This window comes from Plantibacter sp. MPB07 (assembly GCF_046619465.1).
Lineage (GTDB): Bacteria > Actinomycetota > Actinomycetes > Actinomycetales > Microbacteriaceae > Plantibacter > Plantibacter auratus.
Genome location: NZ_CP177043.1, coordinates 1,892,264 through 1,906,474, shown reverse-complemented (window position 1 = coordinate 1,906,474; position 14,211 = coordinate 1,892,264). Strand labels below are relative to the sequence as shown.

Annotated in this window: 14 protein-coding genes; 12 read left to right on the top strand and 2 right to left on the bottom strand. The window is 71.2% G+C overall.

The annotated features are described in order from the left end of the window. Nucleotides 1–328 precede the first annotated feature (328 nt). The 6 genes from ACLIME_RS08810 to ACLIME_RS08785 all read left to right on the top strand — a co-directional run bounded on the left by ACLIME_RS08810 (nt 329) and on the right by ACLIME_RS08785 (nt 5,923). Complete coding sequence (locus ACLIME_RS08810; protein WP_411558676.1) at nt 329–1,366, top strand: LacI family DNA-binding transcriptional regulator; 1,038 nt, start codon at nt 329–331, stop codon at nt 1,364–1,366. Beyond that, a complete protein-coding gene (locus ACLIME_RS08805) occupies nt 1,363–2,457 on the top strand; it encodes a class I mannose-6-phosphate isomerase (protein ID WP_411558675.1) in 1,095 nt (364 codons plus the stop codon). Before ACLIME_RS08810 ends, ACLIME_RS08805 begins: the two co-directional genes overlap by 4 nt. Nucleotides 2,458–2,587: 130 nt before the next feature. Continuing rightward, a complete protein-coding gene (locus ACLIME_RS08800; RefSeq protein ID WP_079707372.1) occupies nt 2,588–3,349 on the top strand; it encodes an ATP-binding cassette domain-containing protein in 762 nt (253 codons plus the stop codon). Continuing rightward, nucleotides 3,346–4,431, top strand: a complete 1,086-nt coding sequence (locus ACLIME_RS08795) for an ABC transporter permease (protein WP_079707371.1) — start codon at nt 3,346–3,348, stop codon at nt 4,429–4,431. The genes ACLIME_RS08800 and ACLIME_RS08795 overlap by 4 nt, the downstream gene beginning before the upstream one ends. A 73-nt stretch (nt 4,432–4,504) precedes the next feature. Then, entirely contained in the window at nt 4,505–5,500 is a 996-nt protein-coding gene (locus ACLIME_RS08790; RefSeq protein ID WP_056013014.1) for an ABC transporter substrate-binding protein, read from the top strand. A gap of 123 nt (nt 5,501–5,623) precedes the next feature. Next, a complete protein-coding gene (locus tag ACLIME_RS08785) occupies nt 5,624–5,923 on the top strand; it encodes a hypothetical protein (RefSeq protein WP_411558674.1) in 300 nt (99 codons plus the stop codon). Between the two features lie 38 nt (nt 5,924–5,961). Here the strand turns inward: ACLIME_RS08785 and ACLIME_RS08780 are convergent, their stop codons facing one another. Next, entirely contained in the window at nt 5,962–6,780 is an 819-nt protein-coding gene (locus ACLIME_RS08780) for a class II fructose-bisphosphate aldolase (RefSeq protein WP_411558673.1), read from the bottom strand. 55 nt (nt 6,781–6,835) lie between these two features. Beyond that, the gene (locus ACLIME_RS08775) at nt 6,836–7,612 is read right to left on the bottom strand and encodes a DeoR/GlpR family DNA-binding transcription regulator (RefSeq protein WP_411558672.1); all 777 of its coding nucleotides are present in this window, start codon (nt 7,610–7,612) and stop codon (nt 6,836–6,838) included. A 132-nt stretch (nt 7,613–7,744) separates the two neighbouring features. Here ACLIME_RS08775 and ACLIME_RS08770 point away from each other — a divergent pair, with 132 nt between their 5' ends. From ACLIME_RS08770 to ACLIME_RS08745, 6 genes are read left to right on the top strand one after another with little or no spacing between them, the layout of a single operon-like run. Beyond that, a complete protein-coding gene (locus ACLIME_RS08770) occupies nt 7,745–9,334 on the top strand; it encodes an FGGY-family carbohydrate kinase (protein WP_411558671.1) in 1,590 nt (529 codons plus the stop codon). Beyond that, entirely contained in the window at nt 9,331–10,116 is a 786-nt protein-coding gene (locus ACLIME_RS08765; protein ID WP_411558670.1) for a DeoR/GlpR family DNA-binding transcription regulator, read from the top strand. Before ACLIME_RS08770 ends, ACLIME_RS08765 begins: the two co-directional genes overlap by 4 nt. Then, on the top strand, nt 10,113–11,117 hold the full coding sequence (locus tag ACLIME_RS08760; protein ID WP_411558669.1) for a 1-phosphofructokinase family hexose kinase: 1,005 nt from the start codon (nt 10,113–10,115) through the stop codon (nt 11,115–11,117). The genes ACLIME_RS08765 and ACLIME_RS08760 overlap by 4 nt, the downstream gene beginning before the upstream one ends. After that, nucleotides 11,114–12,592 carry a rhamnulokinase gene (locus tag ACLIME_RS08755; protein ID WP_411558668.1) on the top strand — a complete coding sequence of 493 codons (1,479 nt, stop codon included), beginning with the start codon at nt 11,114–11,116 and terminating at the stop codon, nt 12,590–12,592. Before ACLIME_RS08760 ends, ACLIME_RS08755 begins: the two co-directional genes overlap by 4 nt. After that, nucleotides 12,589–13,431 carry a class II aldolase/adducin family protein gene (locus tag ACLIME_RS08750; protein WP_411558667.1) on the top strand — a complete coding sequence of 281 codons (843 nt, stop codon included), beginning with the start codon at nt 12,589–12,591 and terminating at the stop codon, nt 13,429–13,431. Before ACLIME_RS08755 ends, ACLIME_RS08750 begins: the two co-directional genes overlap by 4 nt. Next, entirely contained in the window at nt 13,428–14,174 is a 747-nt protein-coding gene (locus ACLIME_RS08745) for an SDR family oxidoreductase (protein ID WP_411558666.1), read from the top strand. Before ACLIME_RS08750 ends, ACLIME_RS08745 begins: the two co-directional genes overlap by 4 nt. Nucleotides 14,175–14,211 lie beyond the last annotated feature (37 nt).

Below are 14,211 nucleotides of genomic sequence, written 5' to 3'. Positions count from 1 at the left end.
GACCCGCATCCGAGGGGTCTGAACGCCTCTTCGATGCGAGTTCCAAATGAATTTGATCTCTTTCAGACAACGTTGCTTGACAACGTTGTCGGTCTGCGGTCAGTATAGGCGCACGAAGGAACGACGGGGTTCTGCAGCTGCACCACCCCGACCGATGACAACGCTGTCAGGAGGTGGAGCCCATGGGCACCTGCAACCCCGCGATCACCGCGACCAGTCCGATCCGGACACGTGCGCACGTCCCGTCGCTCCGGACCGGCTGCGACGTCCGACCCGTTCCGCTTCCCGTCAGGGGGACCCGCTGATGCGGCCGCCCGGGATCAAGGATGTGGCTGCGCAGTCCGGCGTCAGCATCAAGACCGTCTCGCGGGTGGTGAACGGCGAACCGTCCGTGCACCCCGAGACCCGAAGCCGCGTGCTCGAGGCGATCGATCGCCTCGGGTACGTGCCCAACACGGCCGCCCGTTCTCTGAAGTCCGGCACCGGTGGCGCGATCGGCGTCCTCATCGATTCGCTCGCCGACCCGTTCTTCGCCTCGCTCGTGAGCGCCATCGAGGCCCGCGCGCTCCAGGAGGGCCTCAGCGTCCTCGTGGCGAGCACCGGGCTCGACGAGGGGCGCGAACGCGACCAGCTGACCGGGTTCATCGCCGGCCACCAGGTCGCCGGCGTCATCATCGCCCCGGTCGCCGCGGAGCTGCCCTACCTCGAGGCGTTCCGGAACGTGACGCCAGTCGTGGCCGTCGACCGTCCGCTCGCCGCCTTCGACAGCGTCGTGGTCGACGACTACGCCGCCACCCAGCTCGCGATCCGCCAGTTCGTCGAGCTCGGCCACACCCGCATCGCCTTCTACGACCGGGACGAACGCTTCCTCACCATCCGTCGGCGCTACCAGGGCTACACCGACGTCCTCGCCGAGGCCGGCATCGACCTCGACCCGTCGCTCGTCTCCTGGACCATCGACGGCTCGCTCGATTACGCCGCCGAGACGGAGCGCCTGCTCGGACTCGAGGATCCGCCCACCGCCTTCTTCGCGTCGAACGCGAAGGCGGCGATCGGTCTGACGACCTCCCTGCACCGCATCGGGCGGGAGGGGACGGCGCACATCGCGTTCGGCGACTTCACCCTCGCCGACGTCCTGCGACCGGCCGTCAGCTGCATCAACCAGGATCCGTTCGTCATCGGTACCGCCGCGATCGAGCGACTCCTCGAACTGCGCGAATCACCGGCCGACGAGCCGCGCGAGTGGGTCGTCCCGACCTCGCTGGTGTCGCGTGGTTCCGGGGAGATCCCCGGCCCGGCACAGCGTCACACCGTGGACGCGCGTACCGCGTCCACCACGAGCATGGTCGGAGGACCAGCAGCATGAGCACGACCCAGCCCACGAGGCTCGCCCAGCCGACGCGACTCGCGCCGAACCTCATCGAGCACTTCTACCGCGGCGGCGACCGCATCGCCGGCCTGCGCGGCATCGAACAGCAGAGCGAGTTCCAGCCGGAGGAGTGGCTCGGGGCGACCGTGAGCCGCGCCGACCAGGAGCCCGGCGGCGCCATCGGCCTCGCCCGCACCGTCGACGGCGTCCTCCTCCGCGACCTCGTCGCGGCCGACCCCGCGCACTGGACCGGAGCGGGACCGGACCACGGCACCCACGCCGCCGACACCGGCATCCTCGTCAAGCTGCTCGACGCCCGTCAGCGACTCCCCGTCCACGTGCACCCGGATCGGGCGTTCGCCGCCTCCCACCTCGACTGCGCCTACGGCAAGACGGAGGCCTGGTTCATCCTCGACGCGGAGCCCGGTTCGGCCGTCCACCTCGGATGGAGCGAGGACGTCGACCCCGACGAACTCGACCGTCGTCGTGACGCCCAGGACAGCGAGTGGATGCTGTCGCACATGAATCGGATCGTCGTCGAGCGCGGCATGGGCATCCTCGTCCCGGCCGGCACGGCCCACGCGATCGACGGCGGCATCTTCCTCGCGGAGGTGCAGGAACCGACCGACCTCTCCATCCTCCTCGAGTGGTCGGTCACGACCTCGACGCGCGACGAGTCCCACCTCGGCCTCGGATTCGAGACCGTGATGGGCGCGGTGTCGACGAAGGCACTCCCGCAGTCCGAGATCGAACACCTCGTCGTGCTGCGCGACCTCGACGCCCGGACGGACGCGCCGGTGTCGCTGTTGCCCGCGGCCGCCGACCCGTACTTCCAGCTCTTCGCCGTGACGCCCGGCACCGATGGCAGCGCACCCGTGGACGCCGGCTTCTCGGTGGCCCTCGCGCTCACCGGCGCAGGCGCACTGGTCTCGGAGACCGGCGCCGAGGCCGTCGAGTTCTCCGCCGGAGAGGTCTTCGCCGTCCCGGCCGGGTTCGGACCCTGGACCGTCAGCGGTTCGGGAACTGTCCTCGTCGCCGGCCCCGGTGCGGGCTGGCCGGCGACCCTCGCGTCGGGAGGCATCCGATGACGCCACCCCTCGACGCAGGACCCACGATCACGCAGCAGCTCACCACACACCACCGCCTCGAACGGCGGTACGACAGCCACCACACGCCGGACCCGTCCACCGGGGCCGGCTGGAAAGGAACGAGAACGACATGACGACTCCCGTCTTGGAGGCCAGAGGCCTCACCCGGCAGTTCGGGCACGTCCGCGCCCTCGACGAAGCGGACTTCGAGGTCTACCCCGGCGAGGTCACCGCCCTCATCGGCGACAACGGAGCGGGCAAGTCCACCTTGGTCAAAGCCCTCTCCGGCAACCTCGCGGTCGACAGCGGCGTGATCAAGTTCGAAGGCGAACCGATCACCCTCACCTCGCCCATGCAGTCGAGCGCGCTCGGCATCGAGACGGTCTACCAGGACCTCGCCCTCGCGCCCCACCTCGACCCCGTGCAGAACGTCTACCTCGGCCGCGAGATCATGCGGCCGGGCCTCGGCGGGCTGCTCGGGCTCATGAACGTCAAGGAGATGAGCAAGCAGTCGCGGCACGCCTTCGACGAACTCGGCGCGACCGTCCGCTCGCTCACCGACCCGGTGGGCGCGATGTCCGGTGGGCAGCGCCAGGCGATCGCCATCGCCCGCGCGGTGCACTGGGCCAACAAGGTCGTCTTCCTCGACGAACCGACGGCCGCTCTCGGCGTCCGCCAGACGAAGAACGTGCTCGAGACGATCCGCCGGGTGCGCGACAAGGGCATCGCGGTCGTCTTCATCAGCCACTCGATGCCGCACGTCATGGAGGTGTCCGACCGCGTGCAGGTGCTGCGGCTCGGCCACCGCGCGGCGACGGTCGACACGAAGGACACGAACATGGAAGAACTCGTCGGTCTCATGACCGGTGCCAGCACGAGGAACGTCGCATGAGCGCGGTGAAGCAGGCCGAGATGGGGCCGGAGACGACCGCCATCGAGACGGCCAAGGATCGGGAGACCCCGATCAGGAAGCTCTTCAAAGCCCAGGCCTTCCAGATCTTCATCGTCCTCCTCGTCGTCATCGCGATCTTCTCCGCGATCGCGCCCGACACCTTCGCGCAGCTGTCCAACCTGCGGCTCGTCGTGCAGAACGCCTCGATCCTCGCGGTGCTCGGCGTCGGCATGACCTACGTCATCATCACCTCCGGCATCGACCTCTCGATCGGATCCGTCCTCGTCTTCTCGGGCGTCGTGTCCGCGACGACGATGCGGGCCATGGGCGGCGACGACTGGGGGACCGCGATCGTCGGCATCATCGTCTCGATCGGCGTCGGCATCCTCTGGGGCACGTTCAACGGCATCCTCATCTCCAAGGCGAAGGTGCCGCCGCTGATCGTCACCCTGGGTAGCCTCGGCATGGCGCTCGGCCTCGCCCAGATCCTCACCGGCGGTGTCGACATCCGCGAGGTGCCGTCGGTCCTCACCGACTCCATCGGGTACGGCAACATCTTCGGCGCGGTCCCGATCATCTCGGTCATCGCCCTCGTCGTCGTCATCATCGGTGCGCTCGTCCTCCACAAGACGAAGTTCGGCCTGTACACCTACGCGGTCGGATCGAGCGAGGAGGCGGCACGACGCGTCGGCGTGAAGGTCGACCGTCACCTCATCCGCATCTACGCGATCTCCGGAGGCCTCGCGGGTCTCGCCGGCATCCTGTCGCTGTCGCAGTTCGGCACCACCGCGATCGCCGGTCAGTCGCAGACGAACCTGAACGTCATCGCCGCGGTCGTCATCGGTGGCACCTCGCTCTTCGGTGGCTACGGGACGATCTTCGGCACCGTCGTCGGTCTGTTCATCCCCGCCGTCCTCCAGAACGGCTTCGTCATCACCGGCGTGCAGCCCTTCTGGCAGCAGGTCGCGGTCGGTGCCGTCCTCATCCTGGCCGTCTACGTCGACCAGGTCCGCCGTTCCTCCGCAGCCCGCGGTGGATCCACCAGCTTCTGGCGAGCCCTCGTCAGCAGGAAGAAGAAATAACCCCTTACACAGATCAACACCCCCCCCGCACCATCCCAGTAGTCCAGCAGTTCAAGAGAAACGGGTAATCACAATGAAGTGGAAGAAGTCAGTTCTCGGAGTCCTCGCGCTCGGCGCGTCGGCAGGCCTCATGCTCACCGGCTGTTCCGGTGGCGCGAGCTCGGGCGGCAGCAGCGCAGGCGCAGGTTCCGACGGCTACAAGATCGCGTTCATCCAGGGCGTCGCAGGCGACGAGTTCTACATCTCGATGCAGTGCGGGATCGAATCGGCGGCGAAGGATGCCGGCGCGACGGTCACGACCCAGGGTCCGGAGAAGTTCGACCCGACGCTGCAGAAGCCGCTCGTCGACTCGGTCGTCGCCTCGAAGCCGGACGCGATCCTCGTCGCCCCGACCGACGTGAAGGCCATGGAGGCACCGCTGAAGGCTGCGGCCGACGCGGGCATCAAGGTCGTCCTCGTCGACACCACCGTCGACGACCCGTCGTTCGCGGTCTCGCAGATCTCGAGCGACAACAAGGGCGGCGGCGCTGCGGCGTTCGACGCGATCAAGGAAGCGCACCCCGAGGGCGGCAAGGTCCTCGTGGTCTCGGTCGACCCCGGCATCTCGACCACGGACGCCCGTGCCGAGGGCTTCCAGGAAGCGGTGAAGGGCGATGACAAGTTCACCGACCTCGGCGTGCAGTACAGCCACAACGAGCCGTCCACGGCTGCCGAGATCGTGACCGCGGCGCTCCAGAAGGACCCCGACATCGTGGGCATCTTCGCAGCGAACCTGTTCGCGGCCGAAGGTTCCGCGACCGGTGTCAAGCAGGCCGGCAAGGAGGACTCGGTCACCATCGTCGGGTTCGACGCGGGTCCCGCCCAGGTCAAGCAGCTGAAGGAGGGCACCGTCCAGGCGCTCGTCGCTCAGGAGCCGGCCACCATCGGCAAGGACGGCGTCGCCCAGGCGATCGCCGCACTGAACGGTGACAAGGTCGAGGCCAAGATCGAGACCGGCTTCACCATCATCACCAAGGACAACGTCGACGGCGACGCGAAGGATGCCGTCTACCAGTCCAAGTGCGGCTAGGCCCTCAGGCCACCTCGCACCACCAGACCGCGACGGCGTCGGAGCTTCGAGCTCCGGCGCCGTCGCGCTGCGTCCGGCAGCTCCGCCTCGACGCCACCCTCCACGGGGTGCGAGAATCGCGACATGACCCAGGTGATCGTCGCGGCGACCGCGGTGAGCCGGCTGTCCGACGATGCTCCGGGACGGATCGAGGCCGAGGTCGTCGATGCAGCGGGGCGAGCCCACCGCCTGGTCATCACCGTCCCCGAACGCGCGAGCCGTGCGGTCACCGCGTCGACCGACGTCCCGTTCCGACTCGGGCTCCGGGCCGAGTACGTGCGTATGGAGGGACGGGCCGTGGTGATCCGGTTCGCGGACGGCGTCACCACCACCGAAGGCCTCGGCGGGGTCTGTCTGGACCCGGACATCGTCCACTGGTTGTGAACGACTCGATCGACTGACGGTCGGGTCGGCGACGAGTCCTATGCGACGAGGGTGAGGAGCCGCGCGACCTCGGCGGCGACGGCGTCGCGTGCCGGGCCGAGGTACTTCCGCGGGTCGACGAGTGACGGGTCCGCGTCGAGGCGCTCACGGACGGCTCGGGTGAAGACGCCGTTGATGTGGGTCGAGATGTTGATCTTGCGCATGCCCGCGTCCACCGCCCGCACGAGGTCCTCGTCGCTCACGCCGCTCGAACCGTGCAGGACGAGCGGGACGGGGACGGCTGCCGCGAGTTCGCGGATGAGGCCGAAGTCGAGGGTCGCGCTCCGCGAGGTCATCGCGTGCGAGCTGCCGACCGCGACCGCCAGGCCGTCGACGCCGGTGCCCGCGACGAACGCCGCGGCTTCACCGGGGTCGGTCCGGACGCCGGGCGTGTGTGCGCCACCCTTGCCGCCGATCGCCCCGAGTTCCGCCTCGACCCACACGCCCTGCGCCTGAGCCGCGCGGGCGACCGCTGCGGTGCGCTCGCGGTTCTCCTCGTCGGGGAGGGTCGCCGCATCGAACATGACCGAGGTGAATCCGAGCCGTACCGCCTCCTCGACGAGCGCCTCGTCCTCGGCGTGGTCGAGGTGTACGGCGGTCGCGGTGCCGGCCTCGCGGGCGAGCTCCAGGCTCGCGAGCCCGATCGGCGCGAGGCCGCCGTGGTACTTCGCCGCGTTCTCGGAGACCTGCAGGATGACGCCGCGGCCCGCGAGCTCCGCGCCGCGGAGGATGGCCTCGCCGTGTTCGAGCTGGATGACGTTGAAGGCGAGTACGGCGCGCTGCGCATCGAGGAGCGCGGCGGTGGAGACGAGCGTCATGGTGGTTCCTCTCGGGGTGCACGCGGGATGATCGACCCGGTGCCGGTGGGGATGGTCAGGTGGTGGCCAGCAGCAGTTCGAGGCCGCTGTCGGCGAGCGCGTCGACGGTGTCCGGGTCGAGCCCGTCGTCGGTCACGATCTGGTCGAACTCGTCGAGTCCCGCGGCCCGGTGGAACGAGGTGGTGCCGAACTTCGCGGCGGTGACGGCGAGGATGCGTCGTCTGGCGATGCCGAGCATCGCCCGCTTCACCTCGGTCTCCTCGGGCAGGGTCGTCGTGGCGCCCGAGGTGAGCCCCACCCCGTTGGCGCCGAGGACGGCGACGTCTGCGTGGAGCCCCGACAGCCGTTCGACGGTCCACGCGCCGACGGTCGCCTGGGTGACGGCGCGGACCCGCCCGGGCAGGGCGAGCACGGTGAGTCGCGGCCGGCCACCGAGCAGGGCGACGATCGGCAGGCTGTTCGTCACCACGAGGAGTCGGCTGGTGTGGGGGAGGAGCGCGGCGACCTCGAGGGTCATCGCACCGGAGTCGAGTAAGACGACCCCTTCCTCGGGGAGCTGCTCGACGACGAGCCGGGCGACGGCGGCGCGCTCGATGCGCTCGCCCTCGCGGCGTCGTTGGAGGCTGGGCTCGAACGCGGGTCGCCGGGCGAGGACCGCGCCACCGTGGTGGCGGCGGATGAGCCCCTGTCGCTCGAGGACGGCGAGGTCGCGACGGATGGTCTCCGGTGTGACGCCGAGTCGGCTGCTCAGCTCGGCGACCGACAGGGCGCCGTCGCCGTCGCCGTCGCGGGCACCCGCGAGGATCGCGGCGTGACGCTCTGCTGGGTACATGACTGCTCCGTCCGGTCTGGCCAGCGTATCCGAATCTGTCCGATATCCCTTCCGATTCGTTGGGATCGGTGCAAAGATCAACATGATCGGGCGCACCCGACGACGACGATGACGACGAACGGAAGGCCGCCGATGGCTGAGCACAGGCCGCACAGCGCACCCCACGAGTCGGGGTCGCGGTTCCTGCTCGGGATCGACGTCGGGCAGACCGCCGTCAAGGCCGTCCTGCACGACGAGCGGTTGCTGCCGGTCGCGGTCGCTCGGCGCGCGAGCCCCGTCGAACGCCCGGTCGCCCGGCACGCCGAGCGGTCGCAGGACGCCCTGTGGGCCGCGGTCGCCGATGCGGTGTCGGAGGTGATGGCGACCTCGGGTGTCGACCCGACCCTGGTCGCCGCCGTCGGGATCACCGGCCACGGCGACGGCCTGCACCTCGTGACCGCCGAGGGAGCGCCGGTCGGCCCGGCCATCACGGCGATGGACTCCCGGGCGCACGTCGAGGCCGCCGAACTCGCGGCTGACCCGGACCGGCTGCGCGTGGTGCTCGAACGCTCCGGACAGTTGCCGACGCCGGGCGCCGCCGGCAACCTCCTCCGCTGGTTGCTCCGCCACGACCCGGAACGTGTCGAGCAGGCAGACGCGATGCTCTTCTGCAAGGACGTGGTCCGCCTGCGGCTCACCGGCGAGATCTCCACCGACTACTCCGACGCCTGCGCCTCCTTCCTGGACGTCGGGACCGCCACCTGGAGCGCCGAGGTCCTCGACGCTTACGGCCTGCCCGCCGAACTGCTCCGTCTGCTGCCGCCGATCAACCCGAGCGGCACGATCGTCGGGTCGGTGCTGCCGGCGGCCGCCGCGGTCACGGGCCTCGTCGCCGGGACACCGGTCGTGTCGGGACTCCACGACGTGCAGGCCTCGTCGATCGGCATGGGAGCGCTCGTCCCCGGGCGGCTCGCCCTCGTGGCCGGCTCGTTCAGCACCAACGGCGTGACGACGACCCAGCCCGACGTGGACCCGCGGTGGCAGTCCCGCCTCTCGATCACCCCGGACCTGCGGATCGCGATGTCGACCTCGGCGACGGCATCGCCCTCCTTCGACTGGACGCTCCGGCTCCTGGGCGTGACCGACGCCACCGGCCGCGACGCGCTGATCGCCGAGGCCGCAGCACTCCCTCCGGAGGAGCAGGTGCCGCTCGTCCTGCCCTTCCAATCGGACTCCCCGCTCGGTGCCGAAGCGTCGGCCACCCTCGCCGGCGTCCGCGACTGGCACACCCGGGCACACGTCCTGCGCGGAGCCCTCGAGGGCATCGTGCTCATGCACCGCTGGCACACCCGTGCGCTCGGCGAACGGTTCCGGTGGGACGAGCCGATCGTCCTCGGCGGCGGCCTGGCGCGGTCACCGCTGTACGTACAACTCGTGGCCAACGCGCTACGAGCACCCGTGACGGTCGTCGACTCCGAGGAGGCCGGAGCTCTCGGCGCCGCGATCGTCGCCGGGGTCGCCACCGGCCTCCTGCCGTCGGTGGAACAAGCCCAGCGCGACGTCGTCCGACACGCACCCGCCGTCCTGCCGACGGACGCCTCGGCCGCGTACTGGACCGAGGTCGGAACCGCGTTCGACGAGCTCGTCGAGGCCATCGGCCCCTGGTGGCGACGGCGGGCCGAGGAGTCGAGCCCGGACGCTTCGGCGTCCGAACGCGACGACCGCGCCGGGGTTGAACGATGAGCGCGTCCATCGGAGGCCGCGGGACGGCCACGTCCAGCCCGGTGGACGACCGGCGTCGGCAGATCCTCACCCGACTCGACCAGGACGGGCGGGTCGAGGTCGGCGTGCTCGCCGTGGACCTCGGCGTGACCGAGGAGACGATCCGGCGCGACCTCCGCGTCCTCGAACTCGACGGACGCCTCCGACGCGCGCACGGCGGGGCGGTGCGGGTCGACCTCGACCCGGGCCAGGACTCCGGGGTGTCCGGTGCGCTCGCGGCGCAAGCGCTGACCGTGGTCGACCCGGGTTCAGCGGTCTTCCTCGGCGCGGGCTCGGCCTGCGAGGCGCTCGCCGCGGGTCTCGCCACGACCGCCGGGACCGTCATCGTGACCGCTTCGGTGCCGGTGGCGTTGGCCGCGGCCGCTGCCGAGGAATCGGCCGTCGTTCACCTCGTCGGCGGGACGGCGGACGGGCGCGGCGTCCTCACCGGCGCCTGGGCGCGCGAGCAGCTCGCCGGCCTCCGCCTCGACGTCGCGGTCGTCGAGGCGCTCGGTGTCTCCGCGGACGGCCGACTGCTCCATGCCTCGCCGGAGGAGGCCGCGGTCGTCGCTTCGGCGGTCGATCTGGCCTCCACGACGATCCTCCTGGGCGACCCGGCGACGTTCGGCGCAGACGGCCTCGCGGCCTCCGTCCCGGCCGCTCGTCTCGACGTGGCGGTGGTGTATCAGGGCGTCGACGAACCGACCCTCGACGCCCTCCTCGCGACCGGCGTCCGCGTCGAGACGGTCGGGGCGGACGCATGAGCGGCATCGTCACGGTCACGCCGGCGGCCGCGATCGACCAGACCTACCGCGTCGACGGGCTGCGACTCGGCGACGTCAACCGGGCGGTGGGCGTGTCCACCGAGCTGAGCGGCAAGGGCGTCAACGTCGCGCGGGCCGTCACCCTCTCGCCGCTTCCGGTCCGTGCGGTGGTGCCGATGGGTGCGGACGGACGGATCCTCGCCGACGACCCGGCACTCCGCACGTTGCTCGCCGTGGTCCCGACCGACGGTCGGACGCGCGTGAACACGACCATCCTCGACGCCGCGACCGGGACGACCAAGGTCAATGAACCGGCGATCCCGCTGCGTGCCGAGGACTGGGCCGCCGTCGTCGCGACCGCCGGTGCCGAGATCGACCGGGTCGGCGCGGACTGGCTCGTCCTCTCCGGCACGATCCCGACGGTCCAGGGCGGCACCGGCCTCGTCGACATCCTCCAGTTGCTCCGTCAGGCGGGTGACCGGGGAGCGCGCGTGGCCGTCGACACCGCGGGTGCGGCGCTCGAGACCGCCGTCGCGAACCTCGACCTCGTCCACCTGCTCAAGCCGAACGCGCACGAGCTCGCCGAGCTCACCGGCCGTGAGCTGCTGACGATCGGCGATGTCGCCTCCGCCGCCGACGAACTGCACCGTGCCGGCTGCGACCTCGTCTACGTGAGCATGGGGGCCGACGGGGCGCTCCTCCGCACCGCGGCTGGGCTGTGGCACGCGCACGTCGCAGCCACGGTCGTGAACACGGCCGGTGCCGGCGACGCCTCGTTGGCCGGATTCCTCGTCGGACTCCACGGCGAGGACGGACGGGACGACCCGGCGGCAGCGGTCGCTTCGGCCGCCGCCTGGGGTGCACTCGCCGTGTCGAGCGCGACGACCATCCTCACCTCCCTCGAGGCGCTCACCACACCGGTCGCCGTCCAGAACCCCGACCCGACGACGCCGCTGAGCGAACCGGCCACGCCGCCACGCGACGAAGCGACGACGCCATGATCGATCAGGCCGTTCCACGCTTCCACGCCGCCGTGGACCTCGGCGCGTCGAGCGGTCGCGTCATGCTCGGGCGCTGGGCCGACGGCCGCCTGGAACTCACCGAGGTACACCGGTTCCCGAACGGCCCGATCACGCAGGACGGTCGACTCCGGTGGGATGCGGAGCGCCTGTTCGAGGAGACCATCGTCGGGCTCGCGGAGGCCGTCCGGATCGCAGCGGCCGCCAGCGGCGTGCTCGACGGGATCGGGGTCGACAGCTGGGGCGTCGACATCGCACTCGTGGGGGTCGGCACCGGTACGGCGTTCCCGACCGTGCTGCATCACCGCGGCGCCGACGCCGATGGACCGGCCCGTGCCGCCATGCTCGTCGACGCCGTGACGGCCTACGCGGTGACCGGCGTGCTGGAGCAGACCATCAACACCTCGTATCAGCTGCGGTCCCGCGCCGAGGAGCTCGAAGCGCGCCGAGCCGACGGCGATCGCCCGACCGTGTTGCTCGTCCCGGACCTCTGGGTGTGGCTGCTCACGGGCGTCGTCGGAGCGGAGCGCACGATCGCCTCGACGACGCAGCTGCTCGATCAGGGCACCGGCGACTGGGCGGCGGAGCTCATCCGTCGCTGGGGTCTCGACGGCTTCGACTTCCCGCCGGTGGTCGCACCGGGGACGGTCGCCGGCCCGACGACGCCGGAGGTCACCGCGCGTCTCGGGTCGAGCGTGCCGATCCCCGTCCACCGCGTCGCGGAGCACGACACCGCGTCAGCCCTCGCCTTCGCCCGCCCGGACGGCGCGGAGCTCCTCGTCTCGAGTGGCAGCTGGTCCCTCGCCGGGGTATGTCTGCCGGCGCCGGTGCTCACCGAGCGCGCGCGGGCCGCCGGCTTCACGAACGAGGCCGGTGTCGCCGGATCCTCGCTGCTCCTCCGCAACCTGGCTGGGATGTGGCTGCTCACGGAGTGCGCCCGCGCCTGGTCCGCCGAGGACGGCAGCGCGGTCGACCTCGTCGAACTCGTGGCGGCCGTGTCGGAGATGGAACGAGACGCAGCCACGGACGTCGCGCCCGCCGTGTTCGACGTCGCCGACCCCCGGCTGCTCGTCCCGGGTGACATGCCGGAACGGATCGCGACCCTCTGCCGGGAGACCGGACAGCGTCCACCGGGCGGACGGAGCGACGTCGTGCGCAGCGCGGTCGAGAGTCTCGCGGTCGCCTACGCCGAGACGGTCCGGGCCTGCGAGGCGATCACCGGGGTGACGATCCGTTCGGTCCGCATCGTCGGCGGCGGATCGCGCAACCGGCTCCTGTGCGCCCGCACGGCCGCACGGACCGGGCTTCCGGTCACCGCCGGCCCGGCGGAGGCTTCGGCGCTCGGCAACCTGGCCGTGCAACTCGTCGCCGCCGGCCACGCGCCGTCACTCGACGAGGTCTACCGGCACGGGCAGGACGACCACGACGACCACGACCATGAGCGGACACCGACATGACCGACCGCATCGACCAACCGGAGACCGAGACGGACCTCCTCGACCGCTTCGTCGCCTTCTCGCGCGACCTCGGGCGTCCCGATCGGGCGTGGGCGCTCCTGGCGGAGGGCAACACCTCCCTGCTCCTGACCGAGGACGGTGCTCGGGCGATGCTCGTGAAGGCGAGCGGCGCGTCCCTGGCCGTGGCGACCACCGAGGACGCGGTCCGTCTCGCGATCGGACCGGTGCTCGACCTCGTCGACTCGCACACGGGCGGGGATACCGAGGTGGCCGCGCTGTTCGATGCCGCGGCGCTCGCCGGGAACGGTCGGCGCCCCTCGGTGGAGGCGATCCTCCACGCCGTCTGCCTCGACCTGCCCGGCGTCGTCGCGGTCGGCCACACCCATCCCGTGCCGGTCAACGCGCTGTTGTGCTCGCCGTCGGCCGACGCCCTGACCCGCGGGTCGCTCTTCCCCGACCAGATCGTGGTCCTCGGCACCGATCCGCTGCTCGTGCCGTACGTCGACCCCGGTCTCGAGCTCGCCCGCACGGTCCGCCGCCTGCTGCGCGAGCAGCTCGCAACGACCGGCCGGGTACCGAAGGTCGTGTACCTGCAGAACCACGGGATGTTCGCCCTCGGATCGAGTGCGGCCGAGGTCCTCCGGATCACCGAGATGGCTGTGAAGGTCGCCCAGGTGCTGCTCGGAGCGCTCGCCGCCGGCGGGCCGGTCTACCTGAGCGACGAGGCCGTCGCCCGCATCGACACGAGACCCGACGAACTGCTGCGTCGAGCCGCGCTCGCCGCGCAGGAATCCACCACCGACCGCGCCGGGGCGGCGCAAGGAAGGACCACGACATGAGCGTGTCGACCAGCGCCATCGACCTCACCGGGCAGGTCGCGATCATCACCGGAGCGTCCTCGGGCATCGGCCGCTCGTACGCCCAGGCGCTCGCCGCTGCCGGGGTGCGCACGGTGCTCGTGGGACGCTCCACCGAGCGACTCTCGGGCGTCGCCGACGCCCTGCCGACACCGAGCGTCTTCCTGGCGGGTGACCTCGCCGACCCCGCCGTGTCCGAGCAGGCCGTCGCCCTGGCGCTCGCCGCCTTCGGACGCCTCGACATCGTCCTCGCCAACGCTGGCCTCTACGTCGGCGGTGACGTCGTCGACACCCCGATGACCGCGATCGAGGAGCTCGTCGGCGTCAACGTCCTCGGAGCGATGGCGACGGTTCGCGCAGCGCTGCCGCACCTCGTCGAGCAGGGCGCGGGCGACGTGCTGGTGACGAGCTCGGTGTCCGGGCACCAGGACATCCACTGGGAGCCCGTCTACTCCGCGACGAAACACGCCATGCAGTCGTTCGTCCACACCACCCGGCGGAACCTCGTCGGATCCGGGGTGCGGATGGGCGCGGTCGCCCCCGGCGTGGTGCTCAACGAACTGTGGGGGATCGCCGAGGGGGCCTCAGGCGTGGAGGACCAGATCGCCGCGCGCACCGGCATCCGTTCCGAGGACGTCGCCGAGGCCGTGCTCTTCATGCTCACCAGACTCCGGCACGTCACCATCCGCGACCTCGTCATCCTGCCCACCGACCAGGAGATCTGAGCGACTCGCGTCGCCCGACGACACCTCCACCAGTCCG